We start from the raw sequence: 23,079 nt of genomic DNA on the forward strand, positions 1-23,079 counted from the left end.
TCACCGTACGTTCGGTCGGTAATTACGATCGCCCGGTAACGCCGCGTTGTCAAGGATTCGGCAGAACTGCCTGGAATCAGGCCTTGCGAAGTCCGTCGAAAGTGACGGCGACGACCGCGTCGGCAATGTCGGAGACGGACTCGCCCGTTCGGGGTTTGTACCACTCGATCAGTGAGTTGACGGTGCCGAACATCAGCTTGCTGGCGAGGGCCGGTTCGATGTCCGGGCGCAGGTCTCCCTCCGCTGCGGCGGACGAGACGAGGCCTCCGACAAAGTTGTCGAATTCGCGTCGACGGGCGAGTGCGGCCCGCTCGACCGTCGTGTTGCCGCGGACGCGCAGGAGCAGGGTGACGTACGGAAGCTCTGCGACCAGCACCTCTACGCTGCGCCGGACCAGGTATTCGAGCCGGTCGATGTACGGACCGGTGGTGGCGCCTTCTTCGGTCGTGACCGCAAACAGGGCGTTGAGTGCACGCGAAAGTGCGAGTTCGAGAAGTTCCGACTTGCCGGACACGTGGTGGTAGATCGAGGACTTCGTGATGCCGAGCTTCTTGGCGAGCACCTCCATGCTGGCGCCGTCGTAGCCCTTGTCGTTGAACACCTTTACAGCCACGGCTAAGAGCGAATCGAGGTCGTAGCCGGGACGTCCGGGGAGGCCGGTGCGTCGAGTGGGGCGTGCCGTAGTCATGCCCCCATCTTCTCAGTTCGGGCAAAGCTGTGCACCAACCTCGTTTTCACCCTTGCCAAACGACCGAATGTTCGGTTATTAATGTAAGAGAGCGAGAAGGAGCGAATGTGAACACCCTGCACGTGGACGAGCGCGAGGATCGCGTCGTGGTCACCCTCGACAGGCCCGCGCAACGCAACGCGATCAACGCGGAAATGATCGACGAACTGCATCAGGTTTGTGGACGCCTCGAACGGGATCCGAAGCTGCTCCTGCTTGCCGGGCGCGGAGACCACTTCGCGGGCGGCGCTGACATCGCGGAGCTCCGAGAGCGCGGACGGGAGGAAGCGTTCGCGGGTATCAACCGCACGCTGTTCGACCGAATCGGAAAGCTCCCGCTTCCCACCGTGGCCGCCGTGAGCGGCTACGCGCTCGGCGGTGGGGCAGAGTTGACCTACGCCTGCGACATTCGCATCGCGACAACGACGGCGGTCTTCGGGAATCCGGAGCCCAATCTCGGCATAATGGCAGCCGCCGGCGCCAGCTATCGATTGCCGAAGCTCGTCGGCGTCTCGATCGCGAAGCAGGTGCTCCTCGGTGCCAGAAACCTCGACGCCGAGCAGGCGCTACGAGCGGGCCTGGTTGTCGAGGTAACCGAACCGAACTGCCACGTCGACGCAGCGCATCGGCTGCTCGACCGCATTTCCCGACTGTCCCCGCTGGCACTGCGATTGACCAAGATCATCGTCGATGCGCCGGGATCGCATCCGTTTGCCGACGACATCGCCCAAGCCGTCCTGTTCGAGAGTTCGGACAAGCGCGATCGCATGACGGCCTTCCTGGAGAAGAAATCATGACTGAAGCAGTTGCACCGAAGACCGTCGGAGTCATCGGCGGTGGACGCATGGGTGCGGGTATCGCCCAGGTGTTCGCCAGTCTCGGCGGGGCGGTCACCATCGCGGAGAGTGGCGACACCGCGGCCGCGTTGCAGCGTGTTTCCGCCGGCCTCGACAGAGCTCACGAGCGAGGGAAACTCGACGACCAGGATCCCGCGACGGTGCTGGCGCGCGTGAGCACCGTGGACGCAGTGACCTCGTTGCCACCGTCGCTCGACCTGATCGTCGAGGCGGTCCCGGAAATTGCGGCCCTCAAGGTCGAGGTGCTCGCCGCTGCGGAAACCGTTGCCGGAGAAAGCACCGTGATCGCCAGCAACACCAGTTCCATGTCGATCGCCGAACTCGGCGCAGCGCTGACGGATCCGGGCCGGTTCATCGGTATGCACTTCTTCAATCCAGTCCCGGCGTCGCTGTTGGTCGAGATCGTCCGGGCGCCTCAGACCCGCCCCGAGGTTGTCGACTCGGTACGAGCATGGGTGTCGATGCTCGGCAAAGCCGAGGTGCTCGTCAACGACTCACCTGGTTTTGCAACCAGCCGGCTTGGTGTCGGTCTCGGGCTCGAAGCCATCCGCATGCTCGAAGAGGGTGTGGCGGACGCGGAATCGATCGACCGAGCAATGGAATTGGGGTATCGGCATCCGATGGGCCCGCTGCGTTCGACAGATCTGGTCGGGTTGGATGTGCGCCTGGCGATCGCCGAACACCTCGCGAGCACGCTCGGTGATCGATTTGCACCTCCAGCACTGCTGCGAGAGAAGGTGGCTCGCGGCGAGTTGGGGCGCAAGACGGGACAGGGTTTTCACACATGGAGCTGAACCGAACTGCCTGCGGAAGGAACATCGATGACTGACGTGATTCGCTTGGAGATCGAGCGAGGTTTGGCGACAATCACTCTCGACCGACCCAAGGCCGCCAATGCCGTCAACGGCGAAATGAAGTCTCAGCTGCTCGAAGCGTTGCTGCAGGTCCACGCGGACGCAGAGGTTCGAGCGGTGTTGATTCTCGCCGAAGGCAAGAACTTCTGCGTCGGTCAGGATCTGGGCGAGCACGCCGCAGCGTTGGATGCTGATCCTGCGCACGCGATGGATACCGTCGAGGCGCACTACAACCCCATCGTCACGGCGCTGTCGACGCTCTCTGTCCCGGTGGTGGTGGGTATCGGCGGAGCCTGCGTCGGGGCCGGGTTGGGAATCGCGTTGGCCGGAGACATCCGTGTCGTGGGGGCTCGCGCGAGCTTTGCGACGGCATTCACCGGCATCGGTCTGGCCAGTGACTCCGGGCTCAGTCATGCGCTCGTGCACGCGCTCGGACCTAGCCGCGCCAGTGGCCTGATGTTGCTCGGCGACAAGTTCGACGCGCAGAGCGCGCTGGAGTGGGGCTTGGTTCATCGCGTGGTGGCCGACGAGGACGTCGCCGCTGAGGCTCGGGTACTCGCGCGTCGGCTTGCCGACGGACCCACCGCGGCCTTCGCCCACGTGAAATCGCTGATCCGTGCCGTTGCTCCTGGGCTTTCCCAGACGCTGGCGGCCGAGGCGAACGCACAGGTGGAGCTGGGTTCCACGGCAGATCATCGAGGCGCAGTCACGGCTTTCCTGTCGAAGCAGAAGCCGGTTTTCGAGGGCCGCTGATTTCTGGTGCGGCGAAAGATTCTCTTGTGTGCTGGGACACCTCGGTGCATACTAGTTACCAACCGATCATTCGGTAATAAAAGGTAGGTACGATGACCAACGTGGAAGCTCCACAAGATCTGCAGAACCTGTTCGACGAGACGATCGCGGCAGACCAGCGCATCGAGCCTCGCGACTGGATGCCGGACGGCTACCGCAAGACTCTGATCCGTCAGGTTGCCCAGCATGCGCACTCCGAAATCATCGGAATGCAGCCCGAGGGAAACTGGCTCACCCGTGCGCCTTCGTTGCGACGCAAGGCGATCTTGATGGCGAAGGTCCAGGACGAAGCCGGGCACGGTCTGTATCTCTACTCCGCGGCCGAGACGCTCGGTGCCGATCGTGGCGATCTGACCACCAAACTGATCGAGGGAAAGCAGAAGTACTCCTCGATCTTCAACTATCCGACGCTGACATACGCCGACGTGGGAGTGATCGGCTGGCTGGTCGACGGAGCTGCTATCTGCAATCAGGTTCCGCTGTGCCGCAGCTCCTTCGGGCCGTATGCGCGCGCGATGATCCGTGTGTGCAAGGAGGAATCGTTCCATCAGCGGCAAGGCTTCGAGCTGTTGGCGACAATGATGCGCGGCACGGAAGCTCAACGGGCAATGGTGCAGGAAGCCGTCGACCGATGGTGGTGGCCCGCTCTGATGATGTTCGGACCGCCGGACGACGAATCGCCGAACACCGAGCAGTCGATGAAGTGGCGCATCAAGCGGCACACGAACGACGAACTGCGGCAACGATTCGTGGACATGTCGATACCGCAGGCCGAGATACTCGGTGTGACCTTCCCTGATCCCGACCTGCGCTGGAACCCCGAGCGTGGCGCACACGATTTCGGCGAGCCGGACTGGAGCGAATTCATGGACGTGGTCCGCGGCAACGGAGCGGCGAGCGTCGAGCGGATCACCAATCGGAAAGCCGCACACGACAACGGGGCCTGGGTTCGCGAGGCCGCGTACGCCTTTGCACAGCGCGAGAGACTCGCGCACGATCGCACGACTGGGGAAACATCATGAGCGAGAACGATCAGGTACAGCGCGATCAGGTGCGGGGCGAATGGCCTTTGTACGAGGTATTTCTGAGGGGAAAGCGCGGACTGAACCACGTGCATGTCGGATCCCTGCGCGCGGCAGACGATCAGATGGCCCTACGCCACGCGCGCGACGTCTACACCAGACGTAACGAAGGCGTGAGCATCTGGGTCGTGCCGTCAGCGAACATCGTGGCTTCGAGTCCGGCAGAAAAGGATCCGTTCTTCGCGCCGAGCGGCGACAAGGTCTACCGGCACCCGACTTTCTACGACATCCCGGACTCCGTTCCGCACATGTGAGAATCACTTCGACTTCGAGGACCAACAGATGAACGATCACGACAGTGCCTACGACGGCCTGGTCGACGGCGACGGCCACGGTCAGTGGGCGTTCGGAACCAGCTTCGACGACCCCCTCGCCGGAGTCGACACCACGGTGCCGGATGACGTCGATCTCGGTGCGCTGGCGCGCTACTGCCTCATGCTCGGCGACGACGCGCTCGTCAGTTCGCAGCGCCTCGCCGAATGGTCGACGCGGGCACCGGAACTCGAAGAAGAGGTAGCTCTCGCGAATGTCGGTCTGGATCTGATCGGACAGGCCAGGCTGCTGCTGGCTCGCGCGGCAGCAGCCGATTCCACTGTCGTTCCGTTCATCTCGGACACGTCGCCGGTGCCGGCTGAAGATGCGCTTGCCTTCTTTCGTGATCAGTTCGGTTTCCGCAACGTGAGACTGGTGGAGCTCGCCAACGGCGACTTCGCGCACACGGTCGTTCGGCTACTCGTGTTCTCGACCTGGCGGCTGGCGCTGTTCGATCGGCTCCGCACATCGCGGGACCCGGTCCTCGCGGCCGTGGCGAACAAAGGCGTCAAAGAACTGACCTACCACCGCGACTACGCGGCAAGATGGGTCGTCACGTTGGGCGCCGGCACGGCAGAATCCAAGCGTCGGACTGCCGCGGCCCTGCTCGAGATCTTCCCGTTCGTGGACGAACTCTTTGTTCCCACCCAGGACGAACTCGTTTTGGCAGAAGTTGGCGTCGGAGTGGATCCGCGTACTGTTCGGCCGGAGTTCGACGCTGTTCTTGCCCAGGTCCTCCATGCAGCCGAAATGGAAGAGCCCCCTTCGCGTTTCTCCGGTTTCGTCGGCGGCCGCGGCGGGCGTGCCGGACTGCACACCGGGGCACTGGGGCTACTTCTCGCCGAAATGCAGAGCGTCGCTCGGGAGCATCCGGAAGGGGTGTGGTGACCGTGACTGCCGCTACCGTCTCTTCCGCTACTGTCTCTTCGGCGCAGGAGATCGTCGCCTCGGTGATGGATCCGGAGATGCCACTGTTGACCTTGGCCGATCTCGGCGTCATCCGATCGGTCGACGTCGAAGCGAACTTGGTCTATGTGACAATCACTCCCACCTATTCCGGGTGTCCGGCGATGGCGACGATGCGAGACGACATCGAGCACAAGCTGACCGACGCGGGGTACGGCAGCGTCCAGATCAAGACTCAACTGTCGCCGCCTTGGAGTTCGGATTGGATCAGCGAAGAGGGGCTCGCGAAACTTCGGACGGCCGGGTACTCGGTGCCGGGGGCCGCGCCGCGTCGCACCTCCGGCCCGATCGCCTTGACCTTGACGGCCAAGCCGCGCGACATCCTGTGCCCCCAGTGCGGTTCGGCAAACACCAGACTGAGTTCGGAATTCGGTGCGACCCTGTGCAAAGCGCTCTATCGCTGCCTCGACTGCCTCGAGCCGTTCGATCACGTGAAGGAGATCTGAACAGATGAGTACCGCAACGACGAACCGGAACAAACCATTTCACCCGTTGACGGTCGCCGGTGTCGAATCACTGTGCGACGACGCAGTTGCCGTCACCTTCGACGTGCCTGCCGATATTGCCGATCAATTCGACTTCGGCGCCGGGCAGTCACTGACACTGCGGCGGATGATCGACGGCGTCGAACACCGTCGCTCCTACTCGATCTGTGCACCGGTAGGGGCGTCTCCACGGGTGGGGGTTCGCGAGGTGGCAGACGGACTCTTCTCCTCCTGGTTGGTGCGAGACGTCAAGGCCGGGGATCGAATCGACGCCCAGGGCCCATCTGGCAATTTTGTCGCCGATCCGGCATTGGGTGGACGGCATGTTCTGATCGCGGCGGGCTCCGGAATCACGCCCATGTTGTCCATCGCTGCAACACTGCTGGTGAACCCCGAGGCCGATGTCACCCTGCTGTACGGGAACAGGCGCACCCGTTCGGTCATGTTCGCCGAAGAAATCGCCGACCTGAAGGACCGGTACGGTGCACGCCTGGACGTCATTCACGTTCTCTCTCGCGAGCCGAGAGAGGTCGAGTTGTTCTCGGGCCGTCTCGACGCCGACCGGTTGCGTGAGATCTTCACCTCTCTCGTGCCGTGCGACCAAGTCGACGGATTCTGGTTGTGTGGCCCCTTCGGGATGGTCAACGACGCCCAGGAAGTGCTGGCCGGCTTGGGAATTGCCAAGGATCGCATCCATCACGAGCTGTTCTACGTCGACGACGTCGCTCCTCCGGTCGCAGTGCATCGTGAGCGCGGAATTGTCGGACCGAGCAGCGAGGTGACTATTACTCTCGACGGTCGATCGACCACCGCGACGTTGCCACGCGACCAGTCGATTCTCGATGCGGCTGAACAGTACCGCTCGGATCTGCCCTTCGCGTGCAAGGGCGGAGTGTGCGGAACCTGCCGCGCCAAGGTCACCTGCGGTGATGTCGAGATGCGCAGGAACTATGCACTCGAAGACTACGAAGTCGACGCGGGTTTCGTGCTGACCTGCCAGACCTTTCCTGTCGGTGAACAGATAACAGTCGATTTCGACGCCTGACCGCCCGCACAGCGCCCTCACTGAGCCCACCGGAGACAATCATGACCGAACTCGCCACTGCTACTTCGCAAGAAATCGAATTTGCCAGCCGGGACCGCATTTCGACGCTCCAACTCGAGCGGATGCAATGGTCACTGATGCACGCGTACACCAATGTTCCGCACTACCGCAAAGCTTTCGACGACGCCGGCGTCCACCCGAGCGACTTGAAGGATCTGAGCGATCTCGCGAAGTTCCCCTTCACCACCAAAGCGGATCTGCGTGAGAACTATCCGTTCAAGATGTTTGCGGTGCCCCAGGACAAGGTCTCGCGAATTCATGCGTCTTCGGGGACCACCGGTCGCCCGACGGTGGTGGGGTACACGAGCAACGACCTGAACAACTGGGCCGATCTCATCGCGCGCAGTCTCTCGGCCGGAGGCGTGCGGTCTTCGGACAAGGTGCACGTGGCTTACGGGTACGGTCTGTTCACCGGCGGGTTGGGAGCACACTACGGTGCGGAGCGTTTGGGCTGCACGGTCATTCCCATGTCCGGTGGCATGACCGAGCGGCAGATCCAACTGATCGAGGACTTCGAACCCGACGCGATCATGGTGACGCCGTCGTACATGTTGACCATCGTGGATGCGATGATCAAGAAGGGTATTGATCCTTCGAAAACCTCGCTGCGGGTTGGAGTTTTCGGAGCGGAGCCGTGGACCGAACAGATGCGTACCGAGCTGGAACAACAACTCGACATGCACGCCGTCGACATCTACGGGCTCTCCGAGATCATGGGCCCGGGCGTGGCAATGGAATGTGTGGAAACCAAAGACGGACTCCATATCTGGGAAGACCACTTCTACCCGGAGATCATCGATCCGGTCACGGGTGAGGTGCTGCCGGACGGAGAGGAAGGTGAGCTCGTTTTCACCTCGCTCACCAAGGAAGCGCTGCCTATCATTCGCTACCGGACCAGGGACCTGACCCGTCTGTTGCCCGGGACGGCGCGCTCGATGCGACGGATGCAGAAGGTCACCGGCCGGACCGACGACATGATCATCCTGCGTGGAGTCAATCTGTTCCCCACACAGATCGAAGAACTGATCCTGACCGTCCCCGCCCTCGCGCCTCAATTCCAGTGTGTGCTGGAGCGTCCGGGTCGTATGGACACCCTGACAGTGCGCGTCGAGGCTCGCCCCGACGCGGCAATTTCGGACCATGCGGCAGCGTCGTCTGCATTGCAGAAGCTGGTGAAGAACAAGATCGGTGTCACGGTCGAGGTAAACGTTCTCGAACCCGGCGGACTCGAACGCTCGATCGGCAAAGCGCGTCGTCTGATCGACCAACGTCCGAAGGACTGAAACTACTCCAGGGCCATGCGGGTGGCGAAGATTCCGAGAATGCCACCAGCAAGCCACTTCTGCGCCCGCATCCATACCGGACGTGCCACGAGGAAGGTCGACACGGCCGCCGCACAGCACACGATCAACGCGTTGACAGTGACTGCGACCAGGATCTGCACGCCGCCGAGTACGAGTGCCTGTTGCCAGACCGGGCCCGCAGTGGGATCGACGAACTGGGGGATCAGGGCCGCGTACATCAGTGCAATCTTGGGATTGAGCAGATTGGTGGTCAACCCCATCCCGAACAGACGGCGGCTACCGTGGCGGTCGACTTCGCCCACCTCGAAGGCGGACTTCCCACCTGGTCGAAGGGTCGACCAGGCGAGATAGGCCAGATACAGGGCGCCGCCGATTTTCACCGCGGTGAACACCGTGGGTACGGCGAAGAGAACCGCTGTCAGTCCAGCGCACGTGGCGGCGAGGTAGACCAGGAAACCGGTTGCGACTCCGCCGAGCGAGATCAAGCCTGCCCGGCGGCCCTGGCTGATGCTGCGTGACACCAGGTAGATCATGTTGGGGCCCGGTGTCAGAACCATCGCCAGGGCTATCAGCGCGACTCCCGTCATCGACGCTGACGTGATCATGTCGGTCTCCCACTACTCGGTACGTATGTTTCGTCGAGTACACAAGGGATTACCGTGGCGCGCCAAGGTCCAGTTCGCAGGCAGTGGTCCGCTCAGGTGTTGGCCCAGCTGTCGGGCCCGAAGACCTCGTAGTGGATATTCTGCGCCGGGACGTCCCGTTCGAGCAACGATGCGCGCATCGCCAACATGAACGGCATCGGCCCGCAGAGGAAGGCTTGGGTATCGGGCTCCACTGCAATGTCTTGCAAATCCGCCCGTCCTTCGTGAACCGATCCGAACGCCACGTGCGTGCCGAGATCCTCGTACCAACGATGCAAAGTTGCGGCGGGAATCTTGTCGACGAGTGTGCTGAGTTCTGCTCGGTGCGCATGATCGGCGATGGATCGATCCGCATGAATGACAGAGACCGAACGCTCGGCGCCGGTGTCCACGAGATGATTGAGCATCCCGATCATCGGTGTGCAACCGATTCCGGCCGACGCGAGTAGAAGAGGTGAGTTGTCATCCGGCATGGTGAGATCACCGAAAGGCGTGGTGACGGAGAGTTCCTGACCTTCGAATACGTTGTTGTAGAGGAAGTTCGACACTTCGCCATCAGGAGTACCGGAGATTCGCTTGACGCTGATCCGCCAGTCTGCGCTGCTCGGTATCGAACACAGGCTGTATTGGCGGATCTGGCGAGCGCCGTCGGGCAGCGTAACCCCGACCGAAAGATACTGTCCGGGCGCGAAAGTGGGGAGTGCACTGCCGTCTAGCGAAGTGAGCGTCAGTGAGACAGTATCGGCGGACTGAAGAACTCGTTCGCTGATCCTGACCGTGCGCCAGACGTCACCGGCGTCGACGCCGGCGAGTTGGTAGAGGCCACGCTCCATCGTGATGAGGGTTTCCGCCATCAGCCAGTAGACCTCGTCCCAGGCTGCTGCGACGTCGGGAGTGACTGCATCGCCTAGTATTTCGACGATCGCGGCAAAGAGGTGTTCGTGCACGATTGCGTACTGGTCGGGCGTGATTCCCAGCGACGCATGCTTGTGCGCGATACGTGAGAGTATGAGATCGACCTTGGCGCTGTCCGGCTCGAGCTGAAGCGTCGCGAATGCCGCGATGGCGCCGGCGAGAGCCTTCTGCTGTTCGCCCTGTTTCTGATTGCCGCGATTGAACAAATCACGTTCGAGTTCAGGATGTGCGTCGAACATCTTGCGGTAGAACAGGGTTGTGATATCGCCGATGGCGGCGCCGACCACGGGAAGGGTGGCGCGAATGACCTCGGTTGACTGTGGGGAAAGCATGAGCTGCTCCGTTCGGTCGAAATTCGATTGATCAGCCTGCTTCGTCGCTCCGGGTGGTGAGGCGTAGCAGGACAGTTTTGGACGGCTGCCGGATGACGTCTTCGATCGTGACCGCGTCGAGTGAAACGAAAAACGCTTCCTGTGCTTCGCGCAAAGCGCTCCGAAGGAGGCAGCCGCCGCGAAGTGGGCACGGTTTGTCGCCTTCGCAGTCGACGACTTCACCCGGGCCTTCGAGGCGTCTGGCCAGCCAGCCGATGGTGGCGGTGCGGCCGAGTTCGGTGATGGAAAGCCCACCGCCGCGACCACGCCTGGTTGTGACGATGCCAAGCTCACCGAGCCGTGTAACCACCTTGGTGGCATGGGAGTACGACACGTTGAGCTGCTGCGCAACATCCCGGGTACTGGGGGAGGCATCCGCGTCGAGTACGGCCAACCGCATGACGACGCGCAATCCCAGGTCGGTGAACTGCGTCAGTTGCATGATCTGAACCTACATAATTCGCATCTGAGATGACTATTTATGTGAGGGGGATCTCGAGGGTCCCAACCAGGGCGAACGGTACGTTCGGCGCCTCCAGTGCGCTGAACGTGCCGTTCGCTCAGAGTCGGGCGGCCGAACCCCCGGCAACGACGCCGAGAAAATGGGGTGCTCGCCAACCTCGCGCCGCAAAGTCGCGGCTCACCGACGCGATGACCTCCGCATGACTTCCTTCCGGAACCAATGCGATGGCCGAACCTCCGAATCCGCCGCCGGTCATCCGCGCACCGATCGCGCCGCCGCGTCGTGCTGCGGCAACGGCGACGTCGAGTTCTTCACACGAGACCTCGAAGTCGTCGCGCAACGACGCGTGGGAGTTGTCGAAAAGCTCGCCGATGTCGCTGAATCTGTTGCGGCGCAGAAGCTCTGCGGTCTTCCGTGTCCGTTCGATCTCGGTCACGACGTGCCGTGCCCGCGCCCGGAGGATCGGGTCTCGCACTGTCTCGGCTTGGTCTGCAGTAGCCTCTCGCAAGCTGCCGACGCCGATAGCTGCTGCTGCATCGACGCATTGAGAGCGTCGCAACCCGTACTGTCCGTCTGCGAGCGAGTGTTTGACCCGAGTGTCGATGACGATCAGTTCGTACCCCGCACCGTGGAGTTCGAAAGGGATGGGTTCGGTGGATCCGTCCAGGCAGTCCAACAGGAGCGCAGTCGAGGGTCGGGCAAAGAGGGCAATGGTTTGATCCATCCCACCCGTCGGTGCGCCGACGCCGTCGTTCTCCGCCTGGATGCACACCTGTACCAGTTCATCGCGGGTGAATGGTGAATCGTGAAGTTCATTGACGGCCAACGCAACCGAACAGGTGAGGGCAGCGGAACTCGACAGCCCGGCCCCGACCGGTACCGACGAGTCGACTGCCAGATCGATTCCTCCGAGCGGGAGGCCTCGGCGCGCAAGCGACCACAGAACGGCTGTGGGGTAGGCGGCCCATCCTGCTGCGATGTCGCCGAGGGGCCCGGTGTATGTCTCGTCGGACTGCCGGCTGTGCACGCGGACGACCCCGTCGCTGCGCAGTGCGACGGCAACCAGCGTTCGCTGCTCGAGAGCGACCGGTAGGCACAATCCACCGTTGTAGTCCGTGTGTTCACCGATCAGGTTGACTCGACCGGGTGCCGCCCAGGCTCCGGTTGCCGGATAGTCATAGGCGTCGTGAAACTGTTGGAGCACAAATGGTTTCGAGACGGTATCCACTATTTCAACTCCCGTAGGCGGGCCGCGACTGCCTCAGGAATGGTGTCGTTCACCCAGGCGCCCATGGCGGACTCGGACCCGGCGAGGTATTTGAGCTTGCCTGGTGCGCGCAAGATCGAGAACAGCTGAAGATGCAGTCGACCCAGAGGTCGGTCGATGCGGACGGGAGCTTGGTGCCAGGCCGCGATGTACGGTACCCGATCGACGCCCGGATAGAAGCGATCGATACGGCGCAGGAGATCTTGGTAAACGACCGCAAGCTCTTCGCGCTCTTGGTCGTTCAACGAGGGAAGGTCCGGGACGTCTCGGTGCGGTGCCAGGTGAATTTCGATGGGCCATCGAGCGGCGGTCGGGACGTAGGCGCTCCAGTGATCGCCGTCGTAGATCAACCGGGCCCCGTCCTCGCGTTCGAACGCCAGAACATCGGCGAGCAGTGAGCGACCGGTGCGCTCGAAGTGTTTGTCCGCCTGCGTCAACATGGATCGGGTGCGTGACGTGACATACGGGTATGCGTAGATCTGTCCGTGCGGATGGGTGAGTGTCACCCCGATTTCTTCGCCGCGGTTCTCGAAGCAGAACACCTGTTCCACAACCGGATCCGCCGACAACTCTTCGGTCCGAGAAATCCATGCACCCACAATCGTGCGCATGCGTTCGAGTGGAAGCTCGCCGACGGACGCCGTGTGATCGCTCGAGAAACACATCACTTCGCAGTGGCCGACAGCTGGGCGATCGCCCACACCGTCTCCGGGACCGTCAATGGCTTCCTCGGGCGCCGCGGCAAAGCTCGGAAACCGATTCTCGAACACCGCGACGTCGTAGTCTCCGTCGGGTATCTCTGTGGGCGTGCGTGTTTCGTTGGTCGGGCACAACGGGCATTCGGCGGCGGAGGGGAGATGTGTCCGTGTCATGCGATGCGAAGCCATGGTGATCCACTCCCCGATGAGAACGTCGAACCTCATCCGAGACGAGTGGTCGAGAGCCGGCAATTCGCGGGAATCTCGCGCAGAGTGGGCGCGGGTACGGCCGGCATCGTCGAAGTAGAAGATCTGACGCCCGTCGGCGAGGGTGCGACGGGTCGGATCCTGCTTGGGTGTCATGCGTCGACTTCCCATTCCAGAACACCCTTGCTGACAACGGGTTTCCACACTCCGATCGTGGATCCTGTTTCCAAGGCTGCGGCATGGGCGCCCAACATGACCGAGATGGACGCCCAGATCGGACCGCCGTTGTCAGTGGCGTCCGACGCATACTCGGTCACGCAATGATGGAGTGCGCCGTTGCGTGTGTCCACGAAGTAGTGGTACTCGTCCAGCCCGGCAAAGGGAACGAACGAGGGGATGAACATGGTTGCGGCAGTGCCTGCGTCGCGTTGATCGTGTCGATCCATCTCGTCCTCGGCGTAGAGGTCAGGATTCTCGTAGATCGTCTCGTCCCACGTTTCGAGCAGAGTGAGACGAACTTCGGTTGCGACGTCGATGGGGTAGAAGAACTTGTCGGGAAGCACGCTGCCGAGAAAGAGCCCGGTCCGGTCGTCGTGGGTCAGGCTGCCGTTGTGCACCCGATACAGCTCGAGAAGTTCCTGGGGCCACGTGACGCCGGTCGACGCTTCGAATTCCTCGACAACGGCGTCACCGAGCCCTGGCTGAAACGCTGCAGCCGTCACCGGTGCGTGTGTACGGCACCACGCTTCGATTCGGCTCCATTCGTTTGCAACGCTCATGGGCTTTACGATACGTCCGAGTCAGGACCCGTGAATCAGGTACTGCAGTGTGTCCACGAGCTTTCGGTCCGAAGCTTCGGACTTTCGGCCGGTGATTCCCGATCGGAGAATTGCGGAACCCTCGAGCAGGCTCACGATGGTCTGCGCTGCCGCGCCCAGGTCCGCCGCATCCAGATCCGGTTGTGCACACGCAACAGCGCGCTCTACGTGTGCGATGTACTGCGCGTAGAAGTCTCGAACCACGACCGCCACTTCTTGGTCCGCCGCCGCAATGGCCCATACTTCGACGTACAGACGCACCGTGGCCTGGTCGTCCTGTTCTCCGAGCAGGACTCCGATGAAGTGTTCGGATTCCTCACGGGAAAGACTCTGATCCGTATCCGTGACGACGGCAAGGCGATCCAGTGAGCGGGTCAATGCCCGTGACATGACTGCGCGGATGAGATCTGCACGGGTGGGGTAGTAGTGCTGCAGGTGCCCCACCCGCACTCCGGCTGCGGCTGCGAAATCGCGCATCGCCGAGTTGGCATTGCCCTGCGTGGCGAGGACCTGTTCTGCTGCGTCGAGAAGTGCTTCCGCGCGGGCGGCGCCCTTGGAGGGGGTCATGCCCGCAATACTGCCACCCCGAAGCTCTCCAACTCGGAGACGGTGCGGCGCGGGTTCAGAAGCGACTCGGGGAAAGTGACTCCAGGCTGGGCATCGTCCGCCAAAGCTTGTCTGACGGCAAGCGCGCCGCCCACCGCGGTGAGGTGAGCTTGGCCCTGCGGGTCGACGATTGTTGCGCTTGTCGTGCCGCTCGGGCCGGTGACGTCGATGCGTACTTGCGCGCTCCCGCCCTTGCCAGGCGAGTACAGGAGTCCGCGTCGTAGCGGTGTGAAGCGGTCGCCGCGACCCCAACGGAACAGACCCACCTTCTTGGCGGCGAGCAGCGCAGTTGTGGATGCATGCGAACTGAAACCTATTCGAGTGCTGGCAGTTTCGGCGCCCAGGGTCATGGGGAACGTGAATTGTTCCGGAGTGTCGATTCTTCCGACCTTGGTGCGCGATCCGGGGAAGTCGACCCAGCGTGTATCCGTCAACGGGCTGACGGTGATCGGGTTTCCTTGCTGCATCACCTCGAAATCCTGGCCGAGACGATCAATGAAGTCGACGGAGTCGAGTCCGGCAATGTCGTTGACGTCGTAGCGAATCGAGACGTCGATCGTGCTCGCGCCACCCAGTTCCTCGGCCAGCGCTGCGGCGACGATATTGGTGACTCCGCCCATCCATCCAGACGACAGGTACACCGGTGCGCTCGGCGACTTCTGACCCGCCAGAGTGGCGGCGCGAGCGACGCGGGTTGTCCAGCGGGTGATGTCCACGTAGGGAACTCCGGCCTCGACGGCGGCGGACAGAACACGATCGTGGGGATCGTTGACCGTCGACACGACCGCGCGTACGGACGCGTCGAAGGGCGTCGGGTCGAGGAGGTCCCAGCGGCGGACGGAAGCGCCGTGACGACTGGCCAGTTCGTTGCCGCGCTCGGGGGTGCGTCCGGTGAGGAGTAGTGGGAAGTCGGGGGCGAGCAGGGCGGTCAGGGCGCTGCCCACGGTTCCGTATCCGCCTGCCACGAGGATGGGGCCGTCGGCTGAATACTGCAATGAATCGGTCATGCACCCAACTCTAGGTCAAATGACCTAAAACGTCGAATGGAGTCTTTCCAGTGCTCAGTCCCGGTGTCGCACGATGTTGACGACGTTGCCGTCGGGTGCCCGGACGAGGAATCGGCGAACACCCCACTCTTCGGTCGTAATGGGGTGCACGATTTCGTAGCCGAGTCTTCGGGCCTCTTCGTAGGCGCCGTCGACGTCGTCCGTGTGGACGGAGATGACCGAGTCCTCGGCTGCAGTGGCGTCGTGCGTGACGAGTTGTACGTTCGCGCCGGTGTCGGGAGAGGTGTAGCGAGCGACCCACCCCATGTTGAACTCTTCGGTGCTCAGGCCGAGATAGTCGGAGTAGAAACTCTTGGCGGCTCCGACATCGGCGACTTTGAGATTGGCGGTGATGCGTCGTGCACGCATGTGGTTCTCCTACCCTCGGCAACAGATGTGCTCGATGATCGTCCGAAAGCGGAGTCATGTCGACTGCGCCGTCCGAAGATGCGGGCTACCTGGCTGATTCGATTTGTCACTGCGGATCGAACGAGCTCACAGTTCCCAACCGGGAGAAGGGAAGGACGATCAATTGAACCTTGCCGATGACATTGTCGATCGGAACCGTTCCGCTCAGTTCGTCATCGAGATGGAATCGTGAGTCTTTGGAGTCGCCGCGATTGTCACCCATCACCCACAGGTTCCCGTCGGGAACCGTGACCGGCCCGAAATATATTCCCTGACAGGGGATACCGTTACCTGAGATGCGATTGTCGATGTACGGCTCGGTCAGCGGCTTGTCGTTCACTCGAAGCCCCTCTTCCTCGGACAGGCACTGCACGGTTTGCCCACCGACCGCGACTACCCGCTTCACGAGATCGTTCTCGTCCGGCGGGACCAAACCGACCATGGATCCGAGTCCTTGAAGTGCCCGGACCACCGAGTTGTCCGATCGAATGGATTGATACTCGTCGTTCCAGGATTCGGGTCCCTTGAACACGACCACATCCCCAGGCTGTGGATCCCCGAATCTATAGCTGATTCTGTCGACGAAAATCTTGTCTCCGGTGCAGCCAGTGCATCCGTGAAGCGTCGGTTCCATGGACTCCGACGGGATCAGAAATATGCGTCCGACGAAGTTCTGGATGACAACACTCAGGACAAGTGCGACGACAACGAGGATGAGAATCTCACGCCACAGTGGACGTTTTCTCGGGTGATCAGCCGTCGTCGGTTCAGTCGAGTCTTCGTGGGCGTCGGATTCCGTCACATTCCCGACAATAGATGGCGCAACCAGTCGGCGGCCCGATACCGACGTTCTCGATTCGAGGGTCTACTTTGTCGGCCGATTTGCTTCAGAATCGGATCACATCACCCACACGGATCTGGTCGGGATCGGCAATCCACGCATTCATGATCCAAACATTTTGCCAACGAATACCTTTCGCAACAGCAAGGTTGAACAACGTATCGCCCTCGGAGACTGTCACCGTGTCGCCCGCTGAACCTACCGACGATCGAGCCGAGGTTGTCGAATCAGGGGTGGTGCCGCCCCAACCTAGGTAAGCGCCACATACCGGCCACGCGCCGATGCCTTGAGCTGAGGGTTGCTTCCGCGGCCGCGACTTGATCGGCTGTCGACGCCAAGTCGGCGCGAGCCGGTGCACCTGCCGGTTTGTATGCATCCCACGTCGACTGCGTGAATTGAAGTCCGCCGTAGAAGCCGTTGCCGGTGTTGATGTTCCAGTCGCCGGAACTCTCGCACATGGCCACCTGCGACCAGTCGTGCGCACTGGCTACGCCGGTGTTGACGGTTGCACCGCCAATTGTCAGAACGCCTGCTCCTGCGGCTATCGTGACGAATCGTTTGGTGTGTGAACGTTTGTTTTTCCGGTGGTTTCCCATGATATTTTCCTTGATCGGTCTGACGGGACAGGGATCTCGGCTCGGCGTGCGGCTCGAGTGTTCTGCTGCATGTCGCGGTAGACGAAATCGTCAGTGCTGAAATGTGATTGAGGTGGACAGACTGTGAAGGCCTCGTCTCCAGATTGCAGTTCGGAGGCGTGACTAGATTCGCGGTCTCACACGCTTGCCGACAACGGCTCAATTACCCGGTTACATACCTGTTTTGTGGACCGACACAAAACGTCGGTGTACTCGGTGCTGAGCGGAAACAGGTAGTTGAACAGGCCATTCGACCCATGTGCAGACGAGCACCGATTGGCATGCTGAAACAACACCGAAACAGGATCTCTTCGAGATTCAAGCTTGCGGCACGCCGGCGCCTCCTGTTGATCGATTGGCGCACCCTTATGAGGGAGATGTGTCGCGCCCCGGGCCGCTGTCTGCGCCCCGGGATGAGCCCTCCTGCGGAATCCAGAGAATCGGATACCGCAGGAGGGCATTCTCTCGACCTTCGATTGACCGCACGAAAACCGGACGTTTGGGGGACAATGATCTGGGGCGATCACCTGGGGCGAGAAGTCGAGGAGATGTACATGTCCGAGGCCAAATCCGAAAGCACCGAGTCTCTCGCTGGAACGACACCGCCGGCCAAGACACCGCCGGCCAACACACCGCCGGCCAACACACCGCCGACGGAGCCGTCGAAACAATCGGTGCTCAGGCGGTACTACCCGGCTGCGGTGCCCGTCATCCTCGGCTTGATCATCTTTTTCATGCCGGTTCCGGACGGTGTGGACCCCAAGGGCATGCACATGCTCGGAATCTTCGTCGGAACCATCGTGGCGTTGATTTTGCAACCCCTGCCGACGGGTTCGGTGGCGCTGGTGGGCCTGTCGACCGCCATGATCACCCAGACCGAGACGCCGACAGAAGCGTTGTCCGGCTTCAGTAACACCACGATCTGGCTGATCGTCGCGTCGTTCTTCATCGCCGAGGGCTTTCTGGTCACTGGGCTCGGCAAACGGGTTGCACTCATGTTCGTGACCAAACTCGGCAAGTCGAGCCTCGGATTGTCGTACGGAATGGCGTTGACGGACTTGATACTTGCTCCGGCGACACCGTCGAACACCGCCCGCGCCGGTGGCGTCGTCTATCCGATCATCGTCTCACTGAGTAAGTTGGAGGACTCCAATCCCGAGCCCGAGGACTCTCGCAAGAAGCTCGGAGCATATCTGCTGCTCACGTCGCTGCAAGTCAACGTCGTGACCTCCGCGATGTTCATCACCGCCATGGCGGGTAACCCCGTCGCCGTCGATGCGGCTGCCAAGATCGGCATCGACATCTCGTGGGGCAAATGGGCGCTGGCAGCATCGGTTCCGGGAATTGCGAGTCTCATCGCGATCCCGTGGGTGATGTCGAAGATCTTCCCGCCCACGATGTTGAAGACTCCGAAAGCACCCGAGCAAGCCAGGGAGGAACTGCGCAAGGCAGGCCCGATCAGCCGCAACGAGAAGATCATGGCCGCCACCTTCGTTCTGCTGCTGGTGCTCTGGTGCCTGGGCTCGCAGCTCAACGTCAATGCCACTACAACAGCATTTGTCGGAATCGGCATCCTGTTGGTGACCAAGGTGCTGACGTGGAACAACCTGGTGTACGACACCGGGGCGTGGCAGACGCTCGTGTTCTTTGCCGTTCTGGTCGGCATGGCAAGCCATCTCGAAGAACTCGGCGTGATCTCGTGGATCGGAACCCAGGTCTCCTCGAGTGTCGACGGTTTGCCGTGGATCTGGGCTTTTGCGATCCTGACCTTGGTGTACTTCTACGCGCACTATCTGTTTGCGTCGAACACCGCGCAGATCGTCGCGATGTACGCGGTGTTTCTCGGCGCGGCGGTGGCAACCGGTGCACCGCCGCTGTTCTCAGCCCTGGTATTCGGCTTCATCGGCAGCCTGTTCGGCGGTATCTCGCACTACGCGTCCGGTCCGGCCGGAGTGATTTACGGTTCCGGATACATCAAGACCTCGGAATGGTTCCGAATCGGTTTCGTGATGAGCGTCGTGATCATCCTGATCTGGACGATCATCGGCGGCGCGTGGATGAAGCTGATCGGCGCCTGGTGACGATCAGTTGTCCTTGCGCCGCAATCCGAATCGCATCGATTCCTTGTTGACAGCGGCAATCGCGGTCAGCGGTATCTCCGCGGGACACACCTCTGCACATTCACCGTAGGTCGAGCACGGCCCGAAATCGGCCTCCATCTGGTGCGACATCGCTCGGGCCCGCTTGCCACGTTCGTTGCGGCCCTGCGTGACGAGGGACAGGTGGGTCAGTTTGGACCCGGTGAAGAGGTGCGCGGCACCGTTGGGGCAGGCTGCCACGCAAGCGCCGCAGCCGATGCACGCGGCGAAGTCCAGTGCAGCTTCGGCACTTTGATGCGAGAGTGGCTGACTGTCCGCGTCCGGTGCAGTTCCCGCATTGACCGATACATAGCCACCGGCTTCGAGGACCCGGTCGAGAGCCGAACGATCGACCACGAGGTCGCGGACCACCGGAAAAGCGGCGGAGCGGAACGGTTCCAGTTTGATTCGGTCGCCGTCGGAGAAGCTGCGCAGGTGCTGACGGCACGTGGGAGTGTTCGCGACAGGCCCATGGGGAACGTCGTCGACCGTGATGCCACAGGACCCACAGATCCCTTCTCGGCAGTCGGAATCGAAGGCGATGGGTTCGTTGCCGCTCTCCACGAGTTGGTCGTTGAGTCGGTCGAGAAGTTCCAGCAGTGACATCTCCACTGTCGCGTCGTTTACTTGGTAGGTGTCGAATGCACCGGACGAGTCCGGTCCGGATTGGCGCCACACGTCCACGGTGATTTTCATACGTAGTTCCTCGTCTGCAGTGGAACAGCGGTGAAGGACAACGGCTCGTCGTGTCGAATGTGTCTGCCGTCCTTGGCGGTTTCCCACGCGGAGACGAAGCACCAGTCCTTATCGTTTCGCTGTGCTTCGCCGTCGGGAGTTTGATGTTCGGCCCGAAAGTGCGCTCCACAGGACTCGTCACGATCGAGAGCATCGACGCACATCAGTTCGGCGAGTTCGAGGAAATCGGCTACCCTGCCGGCCCTTTCCAGCTCCTGGTTGAACTGGTTTCCGCTGCCGGCGACTCGTAGGTTCGACCAGAAATCGCCTCGTAATGCTCGGATTTCGGAGATGGCCTTGGTCAAGCCTTCGGCCGTTCGGGTGACACCGCAACCCGCATAGAGGATCTCGCCCAGTTGTCGATGAAACCTGTCGGGGCCATGTGTTCCGCCGACCGAGAGCAGCAGGTCCACCCGACCGCTCACGTCACTGAGCGTCGACGTCACTGCGGGATCGGAAAGCTCGAGAGGTGCTGATCCGAGTAGCGGCGCAAGATAATTCGGAATCGCGTACGGGAGGGTGAACCAGCCGTCAACGCATGCCGAGAGCAACGAATTGGCGCCGAGGCGGTTGGCCCCGTGATATCCCCACCCTGCCTCACCGCCGACGAACAAGCCGGGGATGGAAGTCATCTGGTCGTAGTCGTTCCACAGTCCTCCCATGGTGAAGTGGGCTCCGGGGGCGATGCGCATCGGCACCGTATAGGGGTCTTCGCTGGTGGCATCGCGATACATCGAGAACAGATTTCCGTACCGCTCCTCGATGGTCTTGCGGCCGAGCCGTGCCAATGCGTCGCGGAAATCCAGGTACACACTGTTTTTCAGAGGACCGACGCCGTGACCGGAGTCGATCTGCTCGCGGGCGGCCCGTGAAGAGACGTCGCGGGGAGAGAGGTTCCCGAACGCCGGATATTTGCGCTCGAGGTAGTAGTCGCGCTCATTTTCGGGAATGTCGCCTGGTTCGCGATCGTCCCCGGGCTTGGCCGGTACCCAGATCCGGCCGTCGTTGCGTAGTGATTCGCTCATCAGAATGGTTTTCGACTGCCACTCGGAGTTGACGGGAAGTGCCGTCGGATGGAATTGGATGAACGAGGGTGAGGCAATCAGCGCGCCGCGTCGGTGCGCTCGCCATGCGGCGGTGGCGTTGGAGTTCTTCGCAAGTGTGGACTTGTGGAACACGGTGCCGTACCCACCGGAGGCCAGTACGACGGCATGGCCTGTGGTGGCGCCGATCTCACCGGTCACGAGATCGCGTGTGACTATCCCTTGTGCTCGGCCGTCCGAAACGATGAGATCGAGCATCTCGGTTCGGGTGTGGAGGTTGACCGTTCCGGCTGCGATCTGACGTTGCAGTGCCTGCGACGACGCTATCTGCAACTGCTGGCCTGTCTGCCCGCGCGTGTAGTACGTGCGCGACACCTGTACGCCGCCGAAGGATCGGGTAGCGAGAGTGCCGCCGTACTCACGGGCGAACGGTGCTCCGATGGCATTCATGTGATCGATGACGCGTACGGATTCCTCTGCGAGTCGGAAGCAGTCGGCCTCGCGGCCGCGGAAATCGCCGCCCTTGACGGTGTCCTTCACGAAGCGGGCGAGACTGTCGTTGTCCACCTTTCGGGCACGAGCGGCGTTGATGCCGCCCTGCGCGGCGACGCTGTGTGCACGGCGCGGTGCATCGTGGAAGGTGAAGGATTCGACGTGGTAGCCCAGTTCACCAAGTGAGGCGGCGCAGGCCGCGCCGGCGAGTCCGGTACCGACGACGATGACCGTGAACTTGCGCCGGTTGAGCGGGCTGACGAGCTTGTAGTCGAGTTTGCGAGTGGGCCAGGCTGTCTCCGGATCGCCGGCTGGGACCTTACCGTCCACCGGCGTCCCGATGCTGCGCAGATCGTCGAGTTCGAAGCTGTTCACTTATGACGCTCCTGTCTTCGAGATGACGCCGGTCATCACCGCGATGGGGATCGACATGTTTCCGACCATCACGACGAGCGCAAAGATTCCGGAGAGTGCAACGGCAATCTGGCGCAGCCGTTGGCCGGTCACGCCGAGATCGTTGACCGCACTCCAGAGTCCGTGCGCGAGATGCATTGCCAGCAGAGCCATCGCGACGATGTAGAACGACGCCACCAGTGGACGCTCGAAGCTGGCGATCAGGTTGTCGTATGCGTAACTCTGCGTGCGCGTGGCTGCTTCGTACTCGGCGCTGCCGATGGGTCGGGTTCCGGTCGTGAGGTCGAGTATGTGGAAGATGACGAACAGCAGCAGCACTGCTCCGGTGACGGGCATTGTGCGCGCGGTAAAGGACTTGATTCCCAAGCTTTTACGTCGAAACTCCCCTCGAGCGCGGCGGCCACGGACGGTGAGCAACCAGGCGCACCAGACGTGTGCGACCAATGACGCGAGCAAGACGATGCGAAGAATCCACAGAAGTCCCTCGTATGGCAGGAACGGTTCGAAGACTGTGCGAAGCCAGTGTGCGTAGTCGTCGAAGTGATCGGCCCCGGTGTAGACCTTCAGGTTTCCGATCATGTGGACGAGCACGAAAGCGGCGAAGATCAGTCCCGTCACGGCCATCAGAATTTTGCACGTGATATTGGACGGCCGCGGTCGAGCGCGAGGTGAATCGCCGGTAGCTCGCGATACACGGGTCGGAGCACTCACAGACAAACCTCCCACGCCAGACTTGCCGGACAGGTGCCGTCAGCCTAAGCCCGATCGAGGTTTTCGGCCAACGGATCGGTGCCCGACTTGTCTGTTAATGCAGGTGAATGGGAGTGTAGGGGTGCTCATTACCCGAAAGTAAG

25 protein-coding genes are annotated in these 23,079 nt (G+C 61.8%); 10 read left to right on the top strand and 15 right to left on the bottom strand.

Annotated elements, in window-relative coordinates; genetic code table 11:
• Positions 1 to 76 precede the first annotated feature (76 nt).
• Entirely contained in the window at positions 77 to 688 is a 612-nt protein-coding gene (locus tag H351_RS05485; RefSeq protein WP_029256504.1) for a TetR/AcrR family transcriptional regulator, read from the bottom strand.
• A 107-nt stretch (positions 689 to 795) separates the two neighbouring features.
• On the opposite strand from H351_RS05485, the gene H351_RS05490 reads away from it, so the two are divergent.
• The 9 genes from H351_RS05490 to paaK all read left to right on the top strand — a co-directional run bounded on the left by H351_RS05490 (position 796) and on the right by paaK (position 8,463).
• Positions 796 to 1,524, top strand: coding sequence for an enoyl-CoA hydratase/isomerase family protein (locus H351_RS05490; protein WP_007730615.1), 729 nt, complete (start codon positions 796 to 798; stop codon positions 1,522 to 1,524).
• Entirely contained in the window at positions 1,521 to 2,378 is an 858-nt protein-coding gene (locus H351_RS05495; RefSeq protein ID WP_007730617.1) for a 3-hydroxyacyl-CoA dehydrogenase family protein, read from the top strand. Before H351_RS05490 ends, H351_RS05495 begins: the two co-directional genes overlap by 4 nt.
• Positions 2,379 to 2,405: 27 nt before the next feature.
• Entirely contained in the window at positions 2,406 to 3,191 is a 786-nt protein-coding gene (locus H351_RS05500; RefSeq protein WP_029256503.1) for an enoyl-CoA hydratase-related protein, read from the top strand.
• A gap of 92 nt (positions 3,192 to 3,283) precedes the next feature.
• The gene (gene paaA, locus H351_RS05505) at positions 3,284 to 4,252 is read left to right on the top strand and encodes a 1,2-phenylacetyl-CoA epoxidase subunit PaaA (protein WP_029256502.1); all 969 of its coding nucleotides are present in this window, start codon (positions 3,284 to 3,286) and stop codon (positions 4,250 to 4,252) included.
• Positions 4,249 to 4,566 carry a 1,2-phenylacetyl-CoA epoxidase subunit PaaB gene (gene paaB, locus H351_RS05510; RefSeq protein WP_007730622.1) on the top strand — a complete coding sequence of 106 codons (318 nt, stop codon included), beginning with the start codon at positions 4,249 to 4,251 and terminating at the stop codon, positions 4,564 to 4,566. The genes paaA and paaB overlap by 4 nt, the downstream gene beginning before the upstream one ends.
• Before the next feature lie 28 nt (positions 4,567 to 4,594).
• Positions 4,595 to 5,512 carry a 1,2-phenylacetyl-CoA epoxidase subunit PaaC gene (gene paaC / locus H351_RS05515; protein ID WP_029256501.1) on the top strand — a complete coding sequence of 306 codons (918 nt, stop codon included), beginning with the start codon at positions 4,595 to 4,597 and terminating at the stop codon, positions 5,510 to 5,512.
• A 65-nt stretch (positions 5,513 to 5,577) separates the two neighbouring features.
• Positions 5,578 to 6,036: a 1,2-phenylacetyl-CoA epoxidase subunit PaaD gene (gene paaD, locus H351_RS05520; RefSeq protein ID WP_051636608.1), complete on the top strand. Its 459-nt coding sequence runs from the start codon at positions 5,578 to 5,580 to the stop codon at positions 6,034 to 6,036.
• Between the two features lie 4 nt (positions 6,037 to 6,040).
• Positions 6,041 to 7,120 carry a 1,2-phenylacetyl-CoA epoxidase subunit PaaE gene (paaE, locus tag H351_RS05525; RefSeq protein WP_029256499.1) on the top strand — a complete coding sequence of 360 codons (1,080 nt, stop codon included), beginning with the start codon at positions 6,041 to 6,043 and terminating at the stop codon, positions 7,118 to 7,120.
• Between the two features lie 41 nt (positions 7,121 to 7,161).
• Positions 7,162 to 8,463, top strand: coding sequence for a phenylacetate--CoA ligase PaaK (gene paaK / locus H351_RS05530; protein WP_019745754.1), 1,302 nt, complete (start codon positions 7,162 to 7,164; stop codon positions 8,461 to 8,463).
• 2 nt (positions 8,464 to 8,465) lie between these two features.
• On the opposite strand, the gene H351_RS05535 is transcribed toward paaK, so the two are convergent.
• The 11 genes from H351_RS05535 to H351_RS32760 all read right to left on the bottom strand — a co-directional run bounded on the left by H351_RS05535 (position 8,466) and on the right by H351_RS32760 (position 17,364).
• Complete coding sequence (locus H351_RS05535; protein WP_029256498.1) at positions 8,466 to 9,089, bottom strand: LysE family translocator; 624 nt, start codon at positions 9,087 to 9,089, stop codon at positions 8,466 to 8,468.
• 92 nt (positions 9,090 to 9,181) lie between these two features.
• Positions 9,182 to 10,375: a globin domain-containing protein gene (locus H351_RS05540; protein WP_020971120.1), complete on the bottom strand. Its 1,194-nt coding sequence runs from the start codon at positions 10,373 to 10,375 to the stop codon at positions 9,182 to 9,184.
• A 31-nt stretch (positions 10,376 to 10,406) separates the two neighbouring features.
• The gene (locus tag H351_RS05545) at positions 10,407 to 10,856 is read right to left on the bottom strand and encodes an RrF2 family transcriptional regulator (protein WP_003943059.1); all 450 of its coding nucleotides are present in this window, start codon (positions 10,854 to 10,856) and stop codon (positions 10,407 to 10,409) included.
• Positions 10,857 to 10,974: 118 nt separating this feature from the next.
• Entirely contained in the window at positions 10,975 to 12,105 is a 1,131-nt protein-coding gene (gene galK / locus H351_RS05550; RefSeq protein WP_029256497.1) for a galactokinase, read from the bottom strand.
• Positions 12,105 to 13,205 carry a galactose-1-phosphate uridylyltransferase gene (gene galT, locus H351_RS05555; protein ID WP_029256496.1) on the bottom strand — a complete coding sequence of 367 codons (1,101 nt, stop codon included), beginning with the start codon at positions 13,203 to 13,205 and terminating at the stop codon, positions 12,105 to 12,107. Before galT ends, galK begins: the two co-directional genes overlap by 1 nt.
• Positions 13,202 to 13,828, bottom strand: a complete 627-nt coding sequence (locus H351_RS05560) for an SMI1/KNR4 family protein (protein WP_029256495.1) — start codon at positions 13,826 to 13,828, stop codon at positions 13,202 to 13,204. Before H351_RS05560 ends, galT begins: the two co-directional genes overlap by 4 nt.
• Positions 13,829 to 13,849: 21 nt before the next feature.
• Positions 13,850 to 14,434, bottom strand: a complete 585-nt coding sequence (locus H351_RS05565; protein WP_019745748.1) for a TetR family transcriptional regulator — start codon at positions 14,432 to 14,434, stop codon at positions 13,850 to 13,852.
• Positions 14,431 to 15,480, bottom strand: coding sequence for a saccharopine dehydrogenase family protein (locus H351_RS05570; protein ID WP_029256494.1), 1,050 nt, complete (start codon positions 15,478 to 15,480; stop codon positions 14,431 to 14,433). The genes H351_RS05565 and H351_RS05570 overlap by 4 nt, the downstream gene beginning before the upstream one ends.
• A 54-nt stretch (positions 15,481 to 15,534) precedes the next feature.
• Positions 15,535 to 15,888, bottom strand: coding sequence for a VOC family protein (locus H351_RS05575; RefSeq protein WP_020971115.1), 354 nt, complete (start codon positions 15,886 to 15,888; stop codon positions 15,535 to 15,537).
• 106 nt (positions 15,889 to 15,994) lie between these two features.
• The gene (lepB, locus tag H351_RS05580) at positions 15,995 to 16,729 is read right to left on the bottom strand and encodes a signal peptidase I (protein ID WP_029256493.1); all 735 of its coding nucleotides are present in this window, start codon (positions 16,727 to 16,729) and stop codon (positions 15,995 to 15,997) included.
• 266 nt (positions 16,730 to 16,995) lie between these two features.
• Positions 16,996 to 17,364, bottom strand: coding sequence for a transglycosylase family protein (locus H351_RS32760; RefSeq protein WP_276328034.1), 369 nt, complete (start codon positions 17,362 to 17,364; stop codon positions 16,996 to 16,998).
• 593 nt (positions 17,365 to 17,957) lie between these two features.
• Between H351_RS32760 and H351_RS05590 the strand changes: the two genes are divergently transcribed.
• Positions 17,958 to 19,484 carry an anion permease gene (locus tag H351_RS05590; RefSeq protein ID WP_029256492.1) on the top strand — a complete coding sequence of 509 codons (1,527 nt, stop codon included), beginning with the start codon at positions 17,958 to 17,960 and terminating at the stop codon, positions 19,482 to 19,484.
• Between the two features lie 3 nt (positions 19,485 to 19,487).
• Here H351_RS05590 and H351_RS05595 read toward each other — a convergent pair whose 3' ends face one another.
• From H351_RS05595 to H351_RS05605, 3 genes are read right to left on the bottom strand one after another with little or no spacing between them, the layout of a single operon-like run.
• Complete coding sequence (locus tag H351_RS05595; RefSeq protein ID WP_020909463.1) at positions 19,488 to 20,237, bottom strand: succinate dehydrogenase/fumarate reductase iron-sulfur subunit; 750 nt, start codon at positions 20,235 to 20,237, stop codon at positions 19,488 to 19,490.
• Entirely contained in the window at positions 20,234 to 22,186 is a 1,953-nt protein-coding gene (locus tag H351_RS05600) for a fumarate reductase/succinate dehydrogenase flavoprotein subunit (RefSeq protein ID WP_020909462.1), read from the bottom strand. The genes H351_RS05595 and H351_RS05600 overlap by 4 nt, the downstream gene beginning before the upstream one ends.
• A complete protein-coding gene (locus H351_RS05605) occupies positions 22,187 to 22,936 on the bottom strand; it encodes a succinate dehydrogenase cytochrome b subunit (protein WP_029256491.1) in 750 nt (249 codons plus the stop codon).
• Positions 22,937 to 23,079 lie beyond the last annotated feature (143 nt).

The sequence above is a fragment of the Rhodococcus erythropolis R138 genome, from assembly GCF_000696675.2.
Lineage (GTDB): Bacteria > Actinomycetota > Actinomycetes > Mycobacteriales > Mycobacteriaceae > Rhodococcus_F > Rhodococcus_F erythropolis.